Below are 20,747 nucleotides of genomic sequence, written 5' to 3'. Positions count from 1 at the left end.
GTAAGGGATAGAAAAAGGCGGCAGCCGCGTTCCCGGACTGCCGCCACGAGACCGCCTTGTCTCTGTCTTATTCCAGATCTTCACTGTCCAGGACCAGCTGGGCGGTCTGGCTCATCCGCACGCCGTGGTCCATACTGTTTTTTTGCAGGAACCGATGGGCCTGCTCCTCGGTCATGCCGTTGCGGTCCATGAGCAGGTGCTTGGCCCGGTCCACCAGCTGCTGTTCCTCGGTGGGACGCCGGGGGGCGAGGATCCGTTCCAGACGGTGCCCCATCCGCAGAAGCATCTCCACCGTGGTGAGGAGGTCCCGCCGGGTGACGGGGGTGGGGAGACGAAAGAGCTCCACATTTTCCAGCAGTTCCAACAGATTCTGTGGGGCCAGGACCAGAACGGAGCAGAACGGGGGCAGATCCTCGGCCAGCAGCTGGGCGGACTGGTCCCGCAGCTTGTATCCGCACACCACCGTGGTGATGCGGCGCTTGCACACCATCCGGCGCACCTGGTCGGCAGAGGTACAGAGGAGACAGGCGGCGGTGCCGGAGCTCTCCAGAAGCTCTTTGATCCGCCGGGCGGTCTTTTCCTGCTCAAAAGCCAGAATGATCTGCTCCATAGATTCCTCTCCCTCCAGGGGCCGGGCGTGCCGGTCAGTAGTTGATCATGTATTTGTCGCACTCCCAGGAGCTGACGCGGGTGCGGTATTCATCCCACTCCTTGACTTTTCCGGCGATGTAGTTTTCCGACACGTGCTCACCCAGAGTTTCCAGGATCAGAGGATCGGCCTGCATGGCACGGATGGCCTCCTCCAGCGAGCCGGGCAGGCTCTCGATGCCGTGGGCCTCCCGGGTAGTCTGGTCCATGACGAAGATGTTCTCAGTCACCTCGGCGGGGGGCGTCATGCCCTGCTCGATGCCGTCCAGTCCGGCGGCCAGGCAGACCGCCAGCTCCAGATAGGGGTTGCAGGCGGGGTCAGGAGAGCGCAGCTCCACCCGGGTGGACTGGCCGCGGGCGGCGGGAATGCGGATGAGGGCGGAACGGTTGGAGGCCGACCAGGCCAGGTAGCAGGGGGCCTCGTAGCCGGGCACCAGCCGCTTGTAGGAGTTGACCAGGGGGTTGGTCACGGCCGCCATGCCCTTGACATGGTGGAGCAGACCGGCGATGAAGCTGTACGCCTCCTTGGAGAGGCCCTTCTCCCCGTCGGGGTCGTAGAAGACGTTCTTCCCGTTGCGGAAGAGGGACATGTTGGTGTGCATGCCGGAGCCGTTGATCCCGAAGATGGGCTTGGGCATGAAGGTGGCGTGGAGCCCGTTGCGCTGGGCCAGAGTCTTGACCGCCAGCTTGAAGGTCATGATGTTGTCGGCCGCCCGCAGGGCATCGGCGTATTTGAAGTCGATCTCGTGCTGTCCCTGAGCCACCTCATGGTGGCTGGCCTCGATCTCAAAGCCCATCTGCTCCAGCGCCATGCAGATCTCCCGGCGGGTGCCCTCACCGTGGTCCAGAGGGCCCAGATCGAAGTAACCCGCCTCATCGTTGGTCTTGGTGGTGGGCTTGCCCTCGTCGTCGGTCTGGAAGAGGAAAAACTCGGCCTCGGGGCCTACGTTGAAGGCGTCGTATCCCATGTCGGAGGCCCGCTTCAGGATCCGCTTGAGCACACCGCGGGGATCCCCTGCAAAGGGGGTGCCGTCCGGGTTGTAGACGTCGCAGATGAGACGGGCCACCTTGCCGTGGCTGGGACGCCAGGGGAAAATGACAAAGGAGTCCAGATCGGGGTAGAGGTACTGGTCCGACTCATCGATGCGGACAAAACCTTCGATGGAGGAGCCGTCGAACATGATCTGATTGTTGACCGCTTTTTCAATCTGAGATGCGGTGATGGCGACATTTTTCAGTTGACCAAAAATGTCGGTGAACTGGAGGCGGATAAACTCCACATCTTCATCCTTTACCATGCGGATGATATCTTCTTTGCTGTACGACATGCAAGACTCCCCTTTCGGACTTTCATAAAACAAAAACAAAGGCGAACCGACCTTTCGGTCAGAACGCCTTTGCTCTGAACTATGGGCGAAAGTATAGTCCTGTTTTTTGAAGATGTCAATAGTTTTTTTAATATTTTTTGAAAATGATTTTTTGAGAGAAATTCCTGCAAAATAAAACTAATAAGTTTATAACATTCATATTTTAGGCTGGAGCGTGCAGCTGTGGTCTTGACAGGAGAAGGGGAAAGTATATATAATCATGTCGGACAGCAAGGGCGCTGCGGAATTTAACCGCAGCGCCCTTGTCTCTTTTTGGAGATGGAACGATGGAGGAGGAATCAGAATTGTCCATCCATGAAGAATGCGGGATCTTTGGCATCTGGGACCCGGCCGGAGACTGTGCCCGCACCGTTTACTATGGCCTCTACGCACTTCAGCACCGGGGGCAGGAGGCCTGCGGGATCGCCGCGATCAATGACCGGGAGCTCTCCTTCCACAAGGATGTGGGACTTGTGGGCGAGGTGTTCGATGCCGGGCGTCTGGATCAGCTCAACGGGACCATGGCAGTGGGCCATGTGCGCTATGCCACCACCGGCGGCAACCGGCGGGAAAATGCACAGCCCCTCACGCTGAAGTATGTGAAGGGGACGCTGGCGGTGGCGCACAACGGAAACCTGGTAAACACCCAGGAGCTGCGCACTGCCTTTGAGTACCGGGGGGCTATCTTTCAGACCACCACCGACTCTGAGCTGATCGCCTATGCCATTGCCCAGGAGCGTCTGCGCTGCAGCTGTGTGGAGGATGCGGTCTGCCAGGCGGTAAAGGGCCTGCGTGGGGCCTACTCCCTGCTGGTCATGTCCCCTCAAAAGCTGATCGCCGTCCGGGACCCCTGGGGATTCCGACCCCTGTGCATGGGACGGCGTGGGGAGGCCATCCTGTTTGCCTCGGAGAGCTGTGCGCTGAGTGCGGTGGGGGCGGAACTGGTGCGGGAGGTGGAACCCGGGGAAATCGTGGTGGTGGAGAACGGAGAGATCACCTCCATCCGGGAAAACTGCGTAAACGCCTCCAGCCATATGTGCATCTTTGAGTACATCTACTTTGCCCGGCCGGACTCCATCCTCTGCGGCCAATCGGTCCACATGGCCAGGCGGCAGGCGGGGCGCCTGCTGGCCCGGTCCAGCCCGGCGGAGGCGGATGTGGTCATCGGCGTTCCGGACTCCGGGCTGGATGCCGCCATGGGCTATGCGGAGGAGTCAGGCATTCCCTATGGGATCGGGCTGGTAAAAAACCGCTATGTGGGGCGCACCTTCATCACGCCCGGACAGCAGAGCCGGGAGCAGGCCGTGCGCATCAAGCTGGGCGCCCTGAGAAGCTGCGTGGAGGGCAAACGGGTGGTCATGATCGACGACTCCATCGTCCGTGGAACGACCTCCCGCCAGATCGTCTCCCTGCTGCGGGAGGCCGGAGCGGCACAGGTGCATATGCGGGTTTCCTCCCCGCCCTTCCTGGCGCCCTGCCATTTCGGGACGGATATTCCGGACCGAGACGAGCTGATCGCCTGCCGCTATTCCATGGAGGAGATCCAGACCCTCATCGGGGCAGACAGTCTGGCCTTCCTCCGCCGGGAGGATCTGCATCAGATGGTTCCGGACGCCACCTGCGGCTTCTGTGAGGGGTGCTTTACCGGTACGTATCCCATTCGTTTTTAAAGGCACAAAATCTGTTGGGGTGTTCCGTGTAAAAAATGGGACACTTTGCTGAAAATGGGACTCCCCCTTGACAGAGCGTCGTCATCCGGCTATAATGCCTAACAACAGCAAGGGCGCTGTGGCATGGGCCACGGCGCCCTTGTCTATTTTTATCAGAAACCAGAGGCAATGAGGGAGAAAAGTAGCGCAGAGGGTCGGTCACAGTGAACGGGTGAGAGTGGAAAACCCGCACCAGAGGCTGCGTGAAGAACACTCCGGAGCAGAAACCTGAACGCCGGTACGGCCAGTAGGGGGACCGGGCGCGACCGTTATATCGCACCGGCTTGTCCAGAGCTGGAAAAGGGGCCGTCGGAAGGCGGCAAAGTTAGGTGGCACCGCGGAGCGCAGCATTCGTCCTAAGAAAAGGAGAAGGCTGCGCAAAGAGATCCGGAGGTGCTTTTTTATGTGTTCGATCATCGGTTTTACCCAAAAGACCAGGACGGCGGAGGAGGTGCGGTACTATCTGGACCGGACCCGTTCCCGGGGGCCGGACATGGCCCGTGTGACAGAGACGCCGTCGGGCTGGCTGGGCTTCCGGCGCCTTTCCATCATGGGACTGGACGAGCGGGGGATGCAGCCCTTCTCCCTGGGTGCGGATATGGTGGTGTGCAACGGGGAACTCTACGGCTGGAGAAAATGGCGGGAGGCCCTGAAGGGGAAGTATTCCTTCCGCAGTGAGAGCGACTGTGAGATCCTGCTGCCCCTCTACCGGGAGTATGGGGTGGAGATGTTCTCCAAGCTGGACGCGGAATTTGCCCTCATCCTCTACGATGGACAGGAGGACACCTACATTGCCGCCCGGGACCCCATCGGCATCCGGCCGCTGTTCTACGGCTATGACCGGGACGGAGGCATCGTCTTTGCCAGTGAGGCAAAAAACCTGGTGGGGCTGTGCGGAGAGATTTTTCCCTTCCCGCCGGGGCATTACTATTACCGTGGACAGTTTATCCGGTATGCGGACATTGCGCAGACGCCGTGCGACTGCACCGACGATCTGGAGACGGTCTGCCGCAAGATCCATGACAAGCTGATCGCGGCGGTGGAAAAGCGGCTGGATGCGGACGCGCCCCTGGGATTTCTCCTCTCCGGCGGCCTGGATTCCAGCCTGGTGTGCGCCATTGCCGCCAAGCTCCTGGGCAGGCCCATCCGTACCTTTGCCATCGGCATGGACACGGACGCCATCGACCTCAAGTATGCCCGGACCGTAGCCGACTTTATCGGCGCGGAGCACACCGAGATCATCATGACCCGGGAAGATGTGCTCCGGGCACTCCCTGAGGTGGTGGCCGCACTGGGAACCTGGGACATCACCACCATCCGGGCCAGCATCGGCATGTACCTGTGTTGCCGGGCCATCCGGGAGCGGACCAATGTCCGGGTGCTCCTTACCGGAGAGATCTCCGATGAGCTCTTCGGCTACAAGTACACCGACTTTGCCCCCACACCGGAGGCCTTCCAGCAGGAGTCCCGCAAGCGGATCGAGGAGCTCCATCTGTACGATGTGCTCCGGGCCGACCGCTGTATCAGTGTCCACTCCATGGAGGCACGGGTGCCCTTTGGTGACCTGGATTTTGCCCGGTACGTCATGTCGGTGGACCCGACCCTCAAGATGAACACCTATGGCAAGGGAAAGTATCTGCTGCGCCGGGCTTTTGCGGAGGACGGCCTGCTGCCCGAACAGATCCTCTGGCGGGAGAAGGCGGCCTTTTCCGACGCGGTGGGCCACTCCATGGTGGATGATCTGAAGGAATACGCCGCCGGGCAGTACACGGACGGGGCCTTTTTGAGTGGGTGCGCCAGGTATCCTTTCCGGCCTCCCTTTACCAAGGAGAGCCTGCTCTACCGGGATCTCTTCGAGAAGTACTACCCGGGTCAGGCCAAAATGATCCGCGATTTCTGGATGCCCAACCGGGAATGGGAGGGCTGCGATGTGGATGACCCGTCCGCCCGGGTGCTGGGGAACTACGGCGCCAGCGGTTTTTGAGTATAAAATCCATGAAAAAAGAGGGAACAGCACATGACAAAGTATATTTTTGTGACCGGAGGCGTGGTATCCGGATTGGGAAAAGGGATCGCGGCGGCATCCCTGGGACGCCTGCTGAAGGCACGGGGACTCAAGGTGGCCCTTCAGAAATTTGATCCCTATCTCAATGTGGACCCGGGTACCATGAGTCCCTACCAGCACGGCGAGGTGTTTGTCACGGAGGACGGCGCCGAGACCGATTTGGATCTGGGACACTATGAGCGCTTCACCGACGAGGATTTGACGGTGGACTCCTCGGTCACCTCGGGCAAGATATACTGGTCGGTGCTCAACCGGGAGCGGGAGGGGGCTTTTCTGGGCGGTACCGTCCAGGTCATCCCCCACATCACCAACGAGATCAAGGAGCGGGTCTACCGGGTGGGACGGCGTCCGGGCATCGATGTGGTCATCACGGAGATCGGCGGCACGGTGGGCGATATCGAGTCCCAGCCCTTCCTGGAGGCCATCCGCCAGGTGGCGGTGGAGGTGGGACGGCAGAATGTGCTCTATATCCACGTCTCTCTCATTGTCTCCATCCCGGGGACCGGGGAGCTCAAGAGTAAGCCCACCCAGCACTCGGTCAAGGAGCTGCTGGGCCTGGGGATCCAGCCGGATGTGATTCTCTGTCGCTCCGACGCGGAGATCCCCCAGGACATCCGGGATAAAATTTCCCTCTTCTGCAATATCCCGCCGGAACAGGTGATTGCCAATCAGACGGCGCCCATTCTGTATGAAGTCCCGCTCATGCTGGAGCGGGAGGGGTTGGCCAGAGTGGTCTGCCAAAGATTGAAGCTGGGCGGAGTGGATGCGGATCTGAACCAGTGGTGTACCATGGTGGAACGGGCGAAACACCCGCACGGACGGGTGGAGATCGCGCTGGTGGGAAAGTATGTGGCGCTGCACGACGCCTATCTCTCCGTCGCGGAGGCCCTGGCCCACGGTGGGATCGAGAACAGTGTTCAGGTGGCCATCCGTTGGGTGGACTCGGAACAGCTGAACGATGACAATGCCGCGCAAATGCTGGGCGGATGCGCCGGAGTCATTGTCCCGGGCGGCTTTGGTTCCCGCGGGGTGGACGGGATGCTTTCGGCCATCCGCTGGGCCAGAGAGAACCGTGTCCCATACTTTGGGATCTGTCTGGGCATGCAGATGGCGGTAATCGAATTTGCCCGCCACGCAGCCGGTCTGGCGGACGCCCATTCCACGGAGCTGGCTTCCACTGCCCACCCGGTCATCGATCTGATGCCCGAGCAGCGGGAGGTGGTCAGCAAGGGTGGGACCATGCGTCTGGGGGCCTATCCCTGCCATATCACCAGCCGGGACACCAGGGCCTTTCACGCCTACGGCACAGAGGAGATCTGGGAGCGGCACCGCCATCGCTACGAGTTCAACAACGATTTCCGGACACTGCTTGTGGAAAAGGGACTGTGCCTCTCCGGACTCTCCCCGGACGGCAGTCTGGTGGAGATGGTGGAGCTGCCCGGGCATCCCTGGTTTGTGGGCGTCCAATTCCACCCGGAATTCAAGTCCCGTCCCAACAAAGCCCACCCGCTGTTCCGGGACTTTGTGGCCGCAGCGGTTGAGTATGCGGCCAAGCGTGGGGCAAAAGAGGCCGAGACGAGATGACCTGTGGCGGGGCGGACGGAGTGCCCACAGCGCAATCATGGCTTTATTAGAAGGAGCGTCTGCCCTCTGTGCGATGTCACAGAGGGCAGACGCTCTGTTTCTTTGGGGATATTTGTGTGAGGTGCAGAAAAGCGGATGTGCCATCCTGGAACAGAATCGACAAAAAAGGGAAAAGAGCACTTGACATTCTTGGTGGATATGTATATCATACTAATATAAAAGAGTAATACTTATTTTGAAATATAATATTATATCAAGCTGGTTCCAGGAAAGGAGGCGCGCAGCGGCATAAAGTGATATGCTATGATAGGCTGTGAAGCAAATTGGCGCGTTTCATGCTATGCCGTGGAATCAGAAAGGAATGGGTCAGAATGGAGACGAAATTTTCGGCACGGGAGACAATGGATCTCTACGCGCAAACAAAGGTAGCACTGCTTCGGATGCTGGTTTCCTGTAGCCGGCAGGGGGTAGAGCGTCTTCCGTCGGAAGAAGATCTGGGAAAACAGCTCGGCGTGAGCCGTATGGTCATCCGGGATGTCATGGGAGAACTGGAGTCCCGGGGATACGTAACGCGCAAGCGTGGTGTGGGGACCCGGATCAATACCCACATTTTTATGGCACAGCCGCGGGTGGATGAGCAGCTGGACTATCTGGAGCTGATCCGTGCCACAGGCCGGGAGCCGGAATGTAAGTATCTATCAGACGCATGGATTTTGACGCCGGAGGAACCTGTTTTGGATGAGACCTTCCGGACGGAGCCGGGGGAGCGTCTTCTGCGTCTGGAACGCTGTTTCTATGGAGGTGGGATACCGCTGATTTATAGCCGCGTGTACATCAAAGAGAGTATTTTCCGATTGGATTACAGCAAGTGGAACGGTTATCAGGACCTGTCGATCTTTGAGTTTCTGGAGACCTTCTGTGTCAAGCAGGTCCATATTACACTGGCAGAATTGAACATTGTGCCGGCGGACACATCCCTTGCGCAGCAGTTGGAGGTATCCCAGGGGACACCCCTGCTTCTGATGCGGGATACCGGATATACCGTGGAGGGAGAGGCCATTGTCCGGGCCAACGCCTATCTGCGCTCTGACATTCTGCCGGTCAAATTGGTACGGCACCGAATCTGACGACCGCTCTCATGCGTTGAAGGAGGAAGAATGACCATGCGCCAAAACCTGACCCGTAAACGCAAGACCCATTTTGCCACGATCACCGTGTGGGCCGCCCTGATGGCGGCGGCAAGTATGCTGCCCTCGTTCCCCATTTTGGGCGGCGGCGGAAACTTCAGCATCAGCTATACACTGGCCCCCCTGGCGGGAGTGATGTTCGGACCAATTCCGGGCGGACTGGCCGCGTTGATCGGAGATTTCATCGGTACGCTGATCGCGCCCCATACCGCCAACGTGGGCATCTTTACCTGCCTGACGGGCGCATCCAACGCCTTTGCCGCCGGCTATCTGAGCCGTGGAAACTGGAAGCCGGCCTTTGGGCTGATCGTACTGAGCATCGGCAGCTGGCTGCTCTACCCGGCCGCACGGGAGGCGTGGATCTACAGCGTGACGGTCTGGTGTGTCGGTCTGGTCATGGCGCTGGTGGGAGGGACCCTTGGCGTATACCTCTTTGAAAAGAAGCGCTTTCTTTGGAAGGCGATCGGCCTCTTTTTGATCCTCTATCCGTGCTATATTGTGGCCCAGGGAATCAACTGCATTTTCGTGATGATGCTGATGGATCTCCCGGCGGATCTTCTGAAGGTGCTGGCCTTCAGCGTGCCGGCAGAGCGGCTTGTCTTTTCCTTTGCGGCGGTGATCATTGGGATCCCCCTCCTGATGGGCCTTCCCAAGATCGGGGTCTTTGTGGGGCCCGCCTATGACAATCTGGAGGAGGAGACCGAGCTGGACCGGCAGATGCGGCTGGAGTATGAGGAGAACCGGAGAAAACGGGACGCGATGCAGAAGGAATGTGCAGAGAAGGTCTTTTGTCAGGAGGAGGTTCGGTCATGATCAAATACCATGCTGGAGAGTCCTTTCTCCATAAGTTGGATCCGCGTGTCAAAATCATTATGCTCCTGATTCTGACGATTCTGGTGTTTGTCACCCGCAATTTCCCCGTTCTGGGGCTGGTCTTTCTTCTGATTATGATCTGCTGGAAGGTGTCCGGCATATCGATCCGTGAGTTGGGCGGATACCTGAAACTCTTGGTGGGCCTGGTGCTCTTTGTGGTATTGATCCAGACACTCTTCCAGGGCGGAGAAACCATTCTGATCAGCCCCATTATTCCGGACTTTGTCCCGCTGATTGGAGGGATGGGGAGCATTGCGGTGGAAGGCGTGCTCTTTGGCCTGCTCCTGGGATTCCGCCTGATGGTCATTATGTGCCTGATGCCGCTAATCATCATGACCACCCGAGTACGGGATCTGGCGCTTGGATTTGTCAAGCTGGGGCTGCCCTACCGGTATGCGTTTATGATCACCACGGCCCTCAATCAGGTGCCGGTGCTCCAGGAACAGATCGCTACCATTACGGATGCGCAGAAGCTCCGGGCATTTACCGCCTTTGAAGATGGCGGAACCCTCCAGAAACTGAAGTCGTATCCTGCCCTGGTGGTGCCGCTGGTGATGGGCAGTATGAAGAAATCCACACTGATCGGAACCGCGATGGATGTCCGTTCCTTTGGGAGCCGTCCCAAGCGGACCTATCTGCACGATATCGCGATGCACGGGGCGGATTGGGCCTTCCTCTGTTTTATCCTGGCCTTCTGCGCCGGTATGTTCACACTGAATATCATGCTGTAAGGGGGGAGTATCATGGATGAGATCATTCTGGATGTGTTTGACGCCTCGTTCCGCTATCCCAATGCGCCGGCGTACAGCCTGAAGCACATCAACTTTCAGGTCCGGAAGGGCGAGTTTCTGGTCATCATGGGCGAGAACGGTGCGGGAAAGACCACTTTGTGCAAGATGCTCTCCGGCATCATCCCCCACAGCCAGGAGGGAGTATACTTCGGCGATGTGACCATCTGCGGCCTGAACAGCAAGGAGCATACCCTCCCCGAGCTCTGCCAGCATATCGGCATTGTGCTGGATGACCCTGAATCGCAGATTTTTACCACAGAGGTGCTGGATGAGGTGGCCTTTGGTGCGGAAAATCTGGAGATCCCCACCGATGAGATCCAGCGCAACGCGGATTGGGCGCTCCAGGTGGTGCGGATGGCCGGATATGAGGAAAAAGACCCCACCCGCCTGTCGGGAGGACAGAAGCAGCGCGTGGCGATCGCCTCTGCACTGACCATGCAGCCGGAGATTTTGATTCTGGACGAGCCGACCTCTCAGCTGGACCCCATCGGCACCATCGAGGTGTTCCAGGTGGTCCGGGAACTGAAGGAAAAATACAATATGACTATCATCATGGTCACCCATAAGAGCGAAGAGATCGCCCAGTTTGCAGACCGTGTCCTGGTGCTGCATGAGGGAGAGGTGCTGGCCATGGACACGCCCCAGCGTATTTTCCGGAATAAGGAGATTGTGGACAAGGCATGGCTGGCCGTTCCGCAGGTCTCCATGGTAGCGGTGGAGCTGGAACAGAGCGGGATCCCGCTGGACGCCTTTCCGGTCCGGCTGGAAGAGGGCGTAGAGGTCTTTTCCGCCCTGCTGCAAGAAACGGAGGCGAGGATATGAGGGAACCTGTCATTCAAGTGGACCACCTGACCTATACCTACCCCAATGGCTTTGAGGCGCTGCACGATGTCAGCTTTACCATCGAGAAGAATGACTTTGTGGCGATCATTGGGCAGAACGGCGCGGGAAAATCCACCCTCCTGAAAAATCTGGTGGGGCTGCATAAGCCGACCCAGGGAAATATTATCGTGGATGGCGTCAACACCCGGGAGATCAGCGTGGCCCGCCTGTCCACCAAGGTGGGGTTTGTGCTCCAGAACCCGGACCGGCAGCTCTTCGCCGACTCGGTGGAGGAGGAGATCCGGTTTGGCCCTCAAAATTTGAAGCTGGACAAGGCGGAGATCGACACCCGGGTAGAACATGCCATGGAGCAGACAGGTCTGACCAGACTGCGTCGGGAATTCCCCATGGCGCTCTCGGCCGGTGACCGGGCAAAGGTGGTCATCGCCTCGGTGATCGCCATGCAGCCGGAGATCATCATTCTGGATGAGCCCACCACCGGCCAGGACCGGCGGGGATGCGCCCAGATCATGGACATTGCCAAAGAGTTTCAGCGCCGCGGACATACGGTGATCGTTGTGACACATGCCATGTCCCTTGTGGCGGAGTACGCCGACCGGGTCATCGTCATGTGCAAGGGACGGCGGATTCTGGACGGACCCACCGCGGAGGTATTTGCCCAGGAGGAGAAGCTGAAAGAGTCCTTCGTGCTGCCGCCCCAGGTGACGCGTCTGGCGCGGGCCATGTCTGCCGTCCTTCCGGTAGACCATACGATCCTGTCGACACAGGAGCTCTCCGGATGTATTGCGGCCAGAGTACAGGCAAATCAAATGTGAGGGAGTGGGGAAATGATGGGACGCGATTACCAGGACATGTGCTGGCCGGATATTGAGGCGATGGACCGGGAAAAGACGATCATACTGATTCCAGTGGGGGCGACCGAGCAGCATGGCCACCATCTGCCGCTGGGGACCGATACGCTGGATGCACAGTGCGCGGCGGAGCGGATCCTTGCCCAGTTGGAGCCGGAATTCAAGCTGTTGCTCTTCCCCATGATTCCGGTGGGACTCAGTGTGGAGCATATGGCATATCCCGGTACGGTAACCTTCCAGCCGGATACATACTACCGGATGCTGAAAGAGATCTGTGACTGCCTAGTCCGGCATGGCTTCCGGAAGCTGGTCTTCCTGAACGGGCATGGCGGGAACTCCGCCACGCTGAACAACGTGGCCTATACCGTACGCTCGGAGACGGGCGCGGGTGTATTTATCATTGATATCTCCATTTTGCTGGCACAGCCGGACAAGCCGGTGGAAGTGCGGACCGATCCGGGCTGCGACTCCCATGCAGGAGAGCTGGAGAGCGCGCTGGTGCTGGTGTCGCGGCCGGAGGCGGTGCGGATGGAGCGGGCCGTTCCCACGCGGCCGGAGAAATTCCTGGGCAACCAGGTCTTTACGCTGGAGGGGCCTGTGGGAATGGGCTGGCTGGCCAATGATCTCTCGGCGGCCGGCAATTGCGGGAACCCGACTTTTGCCACAAAAGAGCAGGGAGAAAAGATGATGGCATACATTGTGGAGAAGGCCTGTACAGCCCTCCATGAAATTGCTGCCTGGGACGCATCGGTCACCCCGCGGGCATAAAAGAGAGGCCCCCCGGCCTAGCCGGGGGGCCTCTCTTTATCTAGCAGTTGTCTGGAAGGATCTCTTCTGTTTGCTGCTATGGTTTTCAGCGGATCACGCTTTTTTGCCGTTCACTGCCATCATTCTGGCGTATTCGATGGCATTGACCAGGCTCAGCTCGTTGGCTACGCCTTGTCCCGCATGGCCGAATGCGGTTCCGTGGTCCACCGATGCGCGGATAATCGGCAGGCCCAGGGTCACATTTACGCCCTCCACGGCGTCCCAATGCTGCTCGGCCCGGTTGTAGACAAAGCCGACCACCTTCAGAGGAATGTGCCCCTGATCGTGGTACATGGCCACGACGATATCGTACCAGCCACCCCGCGCCTTGGAGTAGAGGCTGTCCGGCGGGACCGGGCCATCCACACAGAGCCCTTCCGCCTGGGCCTCCTGGATGGCGGGGATAATCTCCTCAATCTCCTCAGTTCCAAACATTCCGTTCTCACCGGCGTGGGGATTCAGTCCGGCAACACCGATTCTGGGACGCTCGATCCCCAGGGCACGACAACCCTCGTGGGCAATGCGGATCACATCGAGTACCCGCTGCTTCTTGACCAAGTCGCAGGCCTGGCGCAGAGAGACATGTGTGGACACGTGCACCACGCGCAAATCATGATGGGCCAGCATCATGGTGTACTTGGGAGTATGGGTGAATTCCGCGTAAATTTCCGTGTGGCCGGAATAATGGTGGCCAGCCAGATTGATGGCCTCTTTGTTCAGAGCATTGGTCACCGTGCCGTCGATTTTGCGGTCCATAGCCAGTTCAATGACCTTCTTCACGCATTGAAAGGCTGCCTCACCGCACATGGCAGATACCTTGCCAAAGGCGAACTTGTCCATGTCCACCAAGTCCATGTGGTATACATCCACTGTTCCGAAGGTATACAGGCCTTGGGCGGGATCATCAACACGATTGATGCGCAAATCGGGCCGATTGATGATGCGGGCGGCCTGCTCCAGCATTTTTGCGTCACCGATCACCAGAGGGCGGCAGGTCTCATAGATTTCTTTTTTGCTCAGCGCCTTCATTGTGATCTCGGGACCGTTGCCGGCCGGATCGCCCATGGTAATTCCAAGAATGGGTCTATATTCCACGATTAAAACCTCTCTTTACTCTGTCTTTCCGATCATTACGCGGAATGTGGTAATTTTACACGAAATTGCACGCACGCATCGTGGAGGTCTCGTTATAGCCCAAGATCTCCGCGTTCGTAAATCTGCCGCTGGCGGTGTCTACCACCAATTTTAGCAAATCATCTCCCAGCTGGTCAATGGATACCCCGTCAAAAATGGCGCCGCTTGCATCAAAATCAATGTCATCAGACATGTTCTGATATGTCTCACGGTTCGCGGTGATCTTGATCGTGGGCATGATGGCATTGCCGAGGGCGGTGCCACGGCCGGTGCTGAACACCGCTACCTGAGCGCCGCCGGCAGCCATGCCGGCCAGGGAAGAGCTGTCATTGCCCGGCGTATCCATGATGACCAGACCCTTGCAAGTGACCTGCTCTCCGTAATCGAATACCTCCTGGATGATGCTCTCGCCGCCTTTGTGAATGCAGCCCAGAGACTTTTCCTCCAGCGTGGTCAGGCCGCCATCCTTATTGCCGGGGGTGGGATTTCCGTCCCGGACATTTTCGCCATTGACGACAAAGTGCCGCTCGTACCGAGCCACGATATCCAGTATCCGCTGATGGACCCGCTCATCCTTGGCGCGGGCGGCCAGGATATGCTCTGCGCCCACAAACTCAGTTGTCTCGGAGAGAATGGACGTGCCGCCCATGCCTACGAGCTTGTCGCTCATGTTGCCAATCACCGGATTGGCGACCAGGCCGCTGGTGGGGTCGGAACCGCCGCACTCTGTGGCCAACACCAGTTCGCTGATGGGGAATTCTTCCTTTTGAAGCATGGAGGATTCCTTCACCATCTCCTTTGCCCAGCGGACCGCCTTTTCCACCGTGCGAAGCGTGCCGCCCTCGCCCTGGATGGTCATCATGCGCAGGGGTTTGTTCGTACGCTGGTGGATGATCGCTGCGATGTCCGCCACCTGACAGGTCTCACAGCCCAGGCCGATCAGAATCGTTCCATAGATGTTGGGGTTAGCCGCCATGCCGCTCATCATGGACATGGCCAGCTTGGCATCGCTGGGCACTTGGGCACAGCCTACCTGGTTGTTGAAGGATACGGCACCCTCTACCCGGGAGGCCACGATCCGGCAAACATCGGAAGAACACATGCTGGCAGGCAGAATCAGGATCTTGTTGCGCACGCCGACTCTGCCATCCGGCCGCCGATAACCATAAAATTTCATTTTCCCTGCACCTTATTCAAGCTGTCCAGGTTGTGTACATGGACGTGCTCGCCTTTCCGAATGTCTTTTGTCGCGGCCCCGATGATCTGGTTATATTTTTTCACTACACTACCGCAGGGGATGTCGTGAACAGCGATCTTATGGTAGCGAGGAACATCCGTTACCGCGGAGAAACTCTCCTGCTTGTCCTGACACATGTAGGTGACTTCGTCCCCTGCTTTCAACGCTGTGATGGCCACGACGACATCGTCGTTGGGCGTAATGATCAACGCATTCGACTTCACTGGTTTGCTCCTTTACCAAAGATTGTCCTGTTCGTTAAAGTGCATCTCCTCCGGCTGGGTGAGGATCTCGATGTCGGGGTTCTGTGCGGCCTCTTCCAGCATACCCTCAGAAATTTCGATGGTTTCGATCTGCATGGTATTCTTGATGCGGATAACACGGGGATGTGCCCGGTCAATTTCGTTGCAGGACTTGATGCCAAGCTGAATGGCCTGCTTGTCGTTGTACATGATCATGGGGATCTTCAGCTCGCCGGTGACGGTATTGGTGATGGCGTTGGGATAGGTCGCCTCTTTGTCGAACTTCTCAAACAGGCGCATACAGGTCACATCTGCCAGGCCAATGCCGCAAGCATTTCCGTGACTCTCCTTGGTCAGGTCCAGCACCACGACCCGCTGGGCATCGATTCCGCCGGTGGCATAGGGCGTGGGGAACCGTCCGGAAATATTGGGGTCCATGCCGTCGCCGCTGATGTTCTTACCAATCTCATCCACGATCAGCACATCGCAGGAATCGAAGAGGATTCTCGGCATGTAGCTCTTGGCTCTCTGCAAAATTACGGGCTCCTCCGTAATGATCTCGTCCGGGGTAAGCCCCACGATCTCTCTGGTGTGGTCATAGGCGTTCTCCACCAGTGCCAGACCGCAGATCACCTTGGAATTACGCAGGATCACAGTGCCGAACATGGGGATATTCTTTTTGAAGTGGCCAAATCCGTCCTGGTGGATGATTTCAGCACCGGCCTGCTTGCCCAGGCCAATGGCCATCATCTTCATCAGACCGCTCTCATAGGGACCACGGAAGCCCGTGTGGGGCTTGATCCGGCCGCAGACGATGATGCCATCCGCTTCATAGGCATTCTTGTCCATCCGGACGGGCTGGCCTTCCTCTGTGTGGCCGATTTCCACAGTCTCCATGGAAGAGAGGATGGGGCAGCCGATGGCCTCTTCCGTAACGCCATAGCCTTCGATTACCGCACGCTGTCCCTCTGCCGTGGCTCCGCCGTGGCTGCCCATAGCCGGGACCACGAAGGGCTGTCCGCCCTGGGATTTCACGAAGTCGGCAATACTTCTGACGATCAGCGGTATGTTGGAGATGCCGCGGCTGCCGACGGTGATTGCGATCCGCATGCCAGGTTTGATCATGCCCTCCAGCTTTTTCTGGCCCAGCTGCTCGAAAACCGTATCGTGGATCTGATCTACCGGGATACAGGTATCGTCAAACTTTTCCTTGATCTTCACCATTTTGGGGAGAGGGGTAGATTTCAACAATTCCGCAATAACGCCCATCTAAAATTCCTCCTTACATGGATTGACTGCTGCTTGGATTTTGCCAATCATATCCGATGATCCGAAACCGCCCGATTTTGTGATGAGGTAACGGGTTTCTCCCTCCATTTGCAGCTGCGCCGCCACGACACCCGGTTCAATCTCCCAGCAGGGTCGTATCCGGGTATCTGCAAGACTCAGCAGCTTATACAACGTGTCGCCGCCGAAGACGGCCAGAGTCACATCTTTGATGTTGTGCAAGATGTCTTGGGCTATGCTGCCCAAATTGCTGCTGACCACATCCCGACGCTGGGACTGCGGCGTCTGCCGTTCAAATTCGCCTTCATGCTCCAGGTCGATCCTGCCCACGCCCAGTACGGCCAGCCGGCAATCTGGTTCACGGATCCGGCGCAGCTGTGCCTGCCACTCTTCGCTTTGCGTATAGGCTGGATCGAACTTCTGCCGGTCCGACAGTTCGATCCAGAGATCGGCCTGTGCTTTGCTCTCTTGCAGCTGGAGAAGTGTGATCTCATTCACGCTGCCGGAAACCACCACCAGCTTTTCCGAGGCAACCGTCTTTTCCGGCTGCTCCCGGACAAAAGAGATGCTGTTGGGTAAATACTCCGCAAATCCGGCACATCCGGCCAGAAACAGAGAGTCGTTCTCGGGAAATTGTCTGCTCCAGGTCTCCAGCTCTTGGTCCGTCTCCGCGGAGCACACCAGGATATCATCTTCGCATGTCGGGGCCAGAGCGTCCCCGGGCAAGCAGTCTCGTACCCTTGCCTGGCTCTGTTCCCCGATGATATCCCCTACCCGGGAATGGCGGACCGGTTCAAACGGGTCCTTTCCAAAAACGGATTCCGCAACTGGGACACCGTTCACCATCTGAATTCCCTTGCTTGTCGTCCTTCCGTTTTTGGGGAAGGCGGGGAAGAAGAAAAGTGGTTTTCCGCCTGCGCGCAGCATGCCGCCCAACTCCGCGCCGATGTTTCCCCGCAGCGCAGAATCGGTTTTTTTGTAATAATAGCGGATGCCCGCTTCAAGGCCGCGGATGACCAGGCGATAAATGGCCTCCTCTGCTTCGGCGGGAGAGGTGTGGCGCGTCTCGGTATCGACCACCAGGACCTGAACCGCCGGGTCAATGCGGTCGAAGTCCACCTGTCTTCCCACCAGTACCTCGGTACGGATCCCCTTTTTTGCAAATTGTACGCCGGTGTCCATGGCACCGGTCAGATCGTCAGCGCAAATCAGTAATTGTATCATAAGCTCTCACATCATCTCACGGCTGGGAGCACCGAGGATCTCCTGGCTCCCGCTCTATATCTGTACCTGTTGTTTCGCCTCCCTGCCTGCCCGGTCAGATTTCCGGCAGGCAGGGAGGCGAGAGATTCGGCGGCTATCCCTGGGGAACGGGGATGTGGGCCTCTATTTTGCAGTTATTCAAACACAGTAGCGACCACGCGGCAGGGAGAACCACCCATGCCTTGCAGCTTCAGGGGATAGCCGGTAATGTACCACTCGTCCTCTTCAAAGAGGCGCTCGTCCATGTAGACCTCTTCAATGATCACGATGCCTGCGCCCAGCAGAACGATGTGCGGAGGAGCACCGGTGCCCTCGGGCCAACCACCGGCAGACAGACCATCAATGCAGACACAGCGGATCTCCTTCTGGGCCAGCCATTCAGCCGCCTCTTTGGTGATATAGGGCCACTCGAACAGGTATTCTTTGCTCATGCTCCGCTTCTGTGCCCAGCCGGTATAGAGCAGCACGACATCATCTTTTTGGATCTTATCGGCATAGGGCTCCAGGTCAGAGGCAAGGATCGGCATACGGCCGATATTCCGCAGATCGACGACTACGCCACGACCTTGGAACGATTCCAGAGGCATCTTCTCGACAGTAGTCCCATCCGGGAAGAAGTGATAGGGCGCGTCGAGATGGGTGCCGGTATGGGTATTCATGTCTACCCGCTCAGCGTTGAATCCGTCTCTTGCCCAGAAGCCTTCCATATTCACGTTGGTCAGCTTATAGGTCGGCCAACCGGGGCAGGCATGGAAAATCGGCTGCGTCAGGTCAATGATCTTCTTTACCTTTGGAATCATACGAACATATCCTTTCCTAATTTTTTGCTGCCAGAGTCAGGACTTACACGCCGGGGGTGTAGACATTCGCCTCGATCTCGGGCATCAGCTCTTCCACGTTTTCAGCGGTGATCAGCAGGGTGGGCACGCCGATCTCGGGCTCGCAGCTGCCGGTCTCAATATAGGTCTTGCCGGCTTCCAGCGCCTGACGGCCCATCTCAACGGGCTGCTGAGCGCCGCAGCAGAGGACCTTGCCCTCGCGGATGTAGTCAACAATGATGGGGGAGCCGTCGAAGCAGGCCACCAGGATGTCCTTCTCGTTCATGCCCTCCAGAGCGGTGATGATACCAACGGTGGAAGTTTCCTGGTGGGACCAGATGGCAACGCAGTTGGGATCGCCGGAGATGATGTTCTGGCAGAAGCCCTCGGCCTCATCATAGGTGGAGTTGCTGACGGACAGGCTGGTACCCATCTGGAAACCGGCCTCGGTGACGGCCTTGGTGAAGCCTTCCTGGCGCAGCTGACCATTTTTGCGGGCCAGAGGAATGGTGATCTCACCGATGGTGCCGTCGACGCTATTTTCCTTCATGTAGTTGGCCAGGTACTGACCGACCTCATAGGAACCTTCGTAGTTGGGGGTGGAGATGTAGCTGGCATAGGTGCCGGAGTCGGTGCCCACGTCGGCCACGATTACGGGGATACCAGCCTCCTCCGCGGCGTCCAGAACAGCGGGGCAGGAGGAGCTGTCACAGGGGCTGATAATGATCAGATCCTTACCGGTGGTAATGGCGTTCTGCGCGTTTTTCAGCTGGGTAGAGGCCTCGTTGTTGGAATCATAGACGGTCAGGTTGTAGCCGTATTCATCACACTTTTCCTGAATACCGTTCTGCAGATAGACCCAGAAGGGCACGGCTGCGGAGGGCAGCAGATATGCGACTTCCAGAGCATCAGCGGTTTTGGCAGGAGCATCTGCGTCACCGGAAGGTGCCGCACTGCCAGCGGGCGTGGCGTTGTTGCCACAACTTACAAGGGACATCATCATTGCCAGGGCCAGCGCGAGACTAAGCATCTTCTGAATTCTTTTCATAGTTGATTCTCCCCTTTTTTTATTTTTATCAGCTCCGCTGATAAATACGAATGCAATGATATGCCGGAACGAAAGAAATACGCGCGTTTAGATAAGGTGCTTACTTCTTGCTCTTGCCTCTCACCTTTTCAGAATAGGTCTCGATCAGCAGCACGCCAATGATTACGCAGCCGATCGTCACGCCCTGCCAATAGGGGGAAACGCCCAGAAGATCCAGGCCGTTGGAAATACATGCCATCAGGACCACGCCGATGAATGTACCGAGCATGCTGCCCTTTCCTCCAGCCAGGGAGGTGCCGCCCACCACGCAGGCCGCGATGGCGTTCATCTCATTGCCAGAGCCGTAGTTGGGGTCCACAGCCGCAAACCGGCTCATCAAGATCACGGCGCCAATACCGGCGAACAGGCCGGAAATGGCATAGGGAAGCAGCGTTGCCAGCTTTGTATTCACACCACTGAGCCGGGCGGCATTTTTATTGCTGCCGATCGCATAGGTATTGCGGCCCAGCTTCGTATTGCTCAGGATCCATCCCATGAGGATGAAGAGAAGGATGATGATAATGTAGTATACATTGATGCCCAACACCTTTGCCTTGGTGAGCATTTTTATGCCTTCCGGCAAATTGTTGATTCCAATGCCACCGCACATCAAATAATCCGCGTTTCGCGTAATACCCATCATACCCAGTGTGACGATGAAGGCGGGAAGGCCCACATAGCCGACCAGATAGCCGTTTACGACGCCGCAGAGCAGGCCGATGGCGAGTGCTACGATGATACCGGCGGCTATATTTTGGGTGCTGGCCATGACCATACCGCCTGCCATACAGCTCAGGCCCATCGTGTTGCCCACGGAGAGGTCGATGCCGCCGGTCAGCAAGACGAAGAGCTCACCGATGGCCAGCAGGCCTACAACCGAGAGCTGGCTGAACAGGTTCAACATATTTCTCCCGGTCAGGAAATGCGGGGACAGAACAGAGATTACAGCGCAAT

Annotated in this window: 19 protein-coding genes and 1 other annotated feature; of the genes, 9 read left to right on the top strand and 10 right to left on the bottom strand. The window is 57.9% G+C overall.

The genetic code is table 11. From position 1 onward, the window contains the following. Positions 1-67: 67 nt before the first annotated feature. Positions 68-610 carry an ANTAR domain-containing response regulator gene (locus H8S34_RS13050; RefSeq protein ID WP_186964208.1) on the bottom strand — a complete coding sequence of 181 codons (543 nt, stop codon included), beginning with the start codon at positions 608-610 and terminating at the stop codon, positions 68-70. A gap of 34 nt (positions 611-644) precedes the next feature. Further along, the gene (glnA, locus tag H8S34_RS13045) at positions 645-1,976 is read right to left on the bottom strand and encodes a type I glutamate--ammonia ligase (protein ID WP_186964207.1); all 1,332 of its coding nucleotides are present in this window, start codon (positions 1,974-1,976) and stop codon (positions 645-647) included. Between the two features lie 326 nt (positions 1,977-2,302). On the opposite strand from glnA, the gene purF reads away from it, so the two are divergent. The 9 genes from purF to H8S34_RS13000 all read left to right on the top strand — a co-directional run bounded on the left by purF (position 2,303) and on the right by H8S34_RS13000 (position 12,686). Then, on the top strand, positions 2,303-3,685 hold the full coding sequence (purF, locus tag H8S34_RS13040; protein WP_101692145.1) for an amidophosphoribosyltransferase: 1,383 nt from the start codon (positions 2,303-2,305) through the stop codon (positions 3,683-3,685). Positions 3,686-3,844: 159 nt separating this feature from the next. Next, positions 3,845-4,086: a binding site (T-box leader), on the top strand. A gap of 41 nt (positions 4,087-4,127) precedes the next feature. Then, positions 4,128-5,708 (top strand): asparagine synthase B, encoded by a 1,581-nt coding sequence (asnB, locus tag H8S34_RS13035; RefSeq protein WP_186964206.1) that lies wholly within the window; start codon positions 4,128-4,130, stop codon positions 5,706-5,708. Positions 5,709-5,741: 33 nt separating this feature from the next. Beyond that, positions 5,742-7,373: a CTP synthase gene (gene pyrG / locus H8S34_RS13030; protein WP_186964205.1), complete on the top strand. Its 1,632-nt coding sequence runs from the start codon at positions 5,742-5,744 to the stop codon at positions 7,371-7,373. A 335-nt stretch (positions 7,374-7,708) separates the two neighbouring features. Then, on the top strand, positions 7,709-8,500 hold the full coding sequence (locus tag H8S34_RS13025) for a GntR family transcriptional regulator (RefSeq protein ID WP_366485964.1): 792 nt from the start codon (positions 7,709-7,711) through the stop codon (positions 8,498-8,500). A 30-nt stretch (positions 8,501-8,530) separates the two neighbouring features. Beyond that, complete coding sequence (locus tag H8S34_RS13020; protein WP_101692141.1) at positions 8,531-9,373, top strand: ECF transporter S component family protein; 843 nt, start codon at positions 8,531-8,533, stop codon at positions 9,371-9,373. Beyond that, positions 9,370-10,164: an energy-coupling factor transporter transmembrane component T family protein gene (locus tag H8S34_RS13015; protein ID WP_186964204.1), complete on the top strand. Its 795-nt coding sequence runs from the start codon at positions 9,370-9,372 to the stop codon at positions 10,162-10,164. Before H8S34_RS13020 ends, H8S34_RS13015 begins: the two co-directional genes overlap by 4 nt. A gap of 12 nt (positions 10,165-10,176) precedes the next feature. Beyond that, entirely contained in the window at positions 10,177-11,046 is an 870-nt protein-coding gene (locus H8S34_RS13010) for an ATP-binding cassette domain-containing protein (RefSeq protein WP_101692139.1), read from the top strand. Beyond that, positions 11,043-11,882: an energy-coupling factor ABC transporter ATP-binding protein gene (locus H8S34_RS13005; RefSeq protein WP_186964203.1), complete on the top strand. Its 840-nt coding sequence runs from the start codon at positions 11,043-11,045 to the stop codon at positions 11,880-11,882. Before H8S34_RS13010 ends, H8S34_RS13005 begins: the two co-directional genes overlap by 4 nt. A 12-nt stretch (positions 11,883-11,894) precedes the next feature. Beyond that, a complete protein-coding gene (locus H8S34_RS13000) occupies positions 11,895-12,686 on the top strand; it encodes a creatininase family protein (protein ID WP_186964202.1) in 792 nt (263 codons plus the stop codon). A 93-nt stretch (positions 12,687-12,779) separates the two neighbouring features. On the opposite strand, the gene pdxA is transcribed toward H8S34_RS13000, so the two are convergent. The 8 genes from pdxA to H8S34_RS12960 form a co-directional block, all read right to left on the bottom strand. Beyond that, on the bottom strand, positions 12,780-13,820 hold the full coding sequence (gene pdxA / locus H8S34_RS12995) for a 4-hydroxythreonine-4-phosphate dehydrogenase PdxA (RefSeq protein WP_101692136.1): 1,041 nt from the start codon (positions 13,818-13,820) through the stop codon (positions 12,780-12,782). 55 nt (positions 13,821-13,875) lie between these two features. Further along, entirely contained in the window at positions 13,876-15,036 is a 1,161-nt protein-coding gene (locus tag H8S34_RS12990) for a UxaA family hydrolase (protein ID WP_101692135.1), read from the bottom strand. After that, complete coding sequence (locus tag H8S34_RS12985; protein ID WP_186964201.1) at positions 15,033-15,320, bottom strand: UxaA family hydrolase; 288 nt, start codon at positions 15,318-15,320, stop codon at positions 15,033-15,035. Before H8S34_RS12985 ends, H8S34_RS12990 begins: the two co-directional genes overlap by 4 nt. Before the next feature lie 12 nt (positions 15,321-15,332). After that, positions 15,333-16,607, bottom strand: coding sequence for a nickel pincer cofactor-dependent isomerase, group 22 (locus tag H8S34_RS12980; protein ID WP_101692133.1), 1,275 nt, complete (start codon positions 16,605-16,607; stop codon positions 15,333-15,335). Beyond that, a complete protein-coding gene (locus tag H8S34_RS12975) occupies positions 16,608-17,849 on the bottom strand; it encodes a four-carbon acid sugar kinase family protein (protein WP_186964200.1) in 1,242 nt (413 codons plus the stop codon). Positions 17,850-18,022: 173 nt separating this feature from the next. Further along, on the bottom strand, positions 18,023-18,688 hold the full coding sequence (locus H8S34_RS12970) for a cyclase family protein (protein WP_101692131.1): 666 nt from the start codon (positions 18,686-18,688) through the stop codon (positions 18,023-18,025). 43 nt (positions 18,689-18,731) lie between these two features. Further along, positions 18,732-19,754, bottom strand: a complete 1,023-nt coding sequence (locus tag H8S34_RS12965) for a substrate-binding domain-containing protein (protein ID WP_101692130.1) — start codon at positions 19,752-19,754, stop codon at positions 18,732-18,734. 100 nt (positions 19,755-19,854) lie between these two features. After that, positions 19,855-20,697, bottom strand: a complete 843-nt coding sequence (locus tag H8S34_RS12960) for an ABC transporter permease (protein ID WP_207654883.1) — start codon at positions 20,695-20,697, stop codon at positions 19,855-19,857. Positions 20,698-20,747: the final 50 nt, after the last annotated feature.

This window comes from Pseudoflavonifractor hominis (assembly GCF_014288125.1).
Classification (GTDB): domain Bacteria; phylum Bacillota; class Clostridia; order Oscillospirales; family Oscillospiraceae; genus Pseudoflavonifractor_A; species Pseudoflavonifractor_A gallinarum.
This window is presented reverse-complemented; position numbering and strand designations above follow the sequence as displayed.

Excerpts from the sequence above, each read along its gene's own strand:
- H8S34_RS13050 (WP_186964208.1), bottom strand. The coding sequence starts at position 610 with ATGGAGCAGATCATTCTGGCTTTTGAGCAGGAAAAGACCGCCCGGCGG.
- glnA (WP_186964207.1), bottom strand. The coding sequence starts at position 1,976 with ATGTCGTACAGCAAAGAAGATATCATCCGCATGGTAAAGGATGAAGAT.
- purF (WP_101692145.1), top strand. The coding sequence starts at position 2,303 with ATGGAGGAGGAATCAGAATTGTCCATCCATGAAGAATGCGGGATCTTT.
- asnB (WP_186964206.1), top strand. The coding sequence starts at position 4,128 with ATGTGTTCGATCATCGGTTTTACCCAAAAGACCAGGACGGCGGAGGAG.
- pyrG (WP_186964205.1), top strand. The coding sequence starts at position 5,742 with ATGACAAAGTATATTTTTGTGACCGGAGGCGTGGTATCCGGATTGGGA.
- H8S34_RS13025 (WP_366485964.1), top strand. The coding sequence starts at position 7,709 with ATGCTATGCCGTGGAATCAGAAAGGAATGGGTCAGAATGGAGACGAAA.
- H8S34_RS13020 (WP_101692141.1), top strand. The coding sequence starts at position 8,531 with ATGACCATGCGCCAAAACCTGACCCGTAAACGCAAGACCCATTTTGCC.
- H8S34_RS13015 (WP_186964204.1), top strand. The coding sequence starts at position 9,370 with ATGATCAAATACCATGCTGGAGAGTCCTTTCTCCATAAGTTGGATCCG.
- H8S34_RS13010 (WP_101692139.1), top strand. The coding sequence starts at position 10,177 with ATGGATGAGATCATTCTGGATGTGTTTGACGCCTCGTTCCGCTATCCC.
- H8S34_RS13005 (WP_186964203.1), top strand. The coding sequence starts at position 11,043 with ATGAGGGAACCTGTCATTCAAGTGGACCACCTGACCTATACCTACCCC.
- H8S34_RS13000 (WP_186964202.1), top strand. The coding sequence starts at position 11,895 with ATGATGGGACGCGATTACCAGGACATGTGCTGGCCGGATATTGAGGCG.
- H8S34_RS12990 (WP_101692135.1), bottom strand. The coding sequence starts at position 15,036 with ATGAAATTTTATGGTTATCGGCGGCCGGATGGCAGAGTCGGCGTGCGC.
- H8S34_RS12980 (WP_101692133.1), bottom strand. The coding sequence starts at position 16,607 with ATGGGCGTTATTGCGGAATTGTTGAAATCTACCCCTCTCCCCAAAATG.
- H8S34_RS12975 (WP_186964200.1), bottom strand. The coding sequence starts at position 17,849 with ATGATACAATTACTGATTTGCGCTGACGATCTGACCGGTGCCATGGAC.
- H8S34_RS12970 (WP_101692131.1), bottom strand. The coding sequence starts at position 18,688 with ATGATTCCAAAGGTAAAGAAGATCATTGACCTGACGCAGCCGATTTTC.
- H8S34_RS12965 (WP_101692130.1), bottom strand. The coding sequence starts at position 19,754 with ATGAAAAGAATTCAGAAGATGCTTAGTCTCGCGCTGGCCCTGGCAATG.
- H8S34_RS12960 (WP_207654883.1), bottom strand. The coding sequence starts at position 20,697 with ATGTTGAACCTGTTCAGCCAGCTCTCGGTTGTAGGCCTGCTGGCCATC.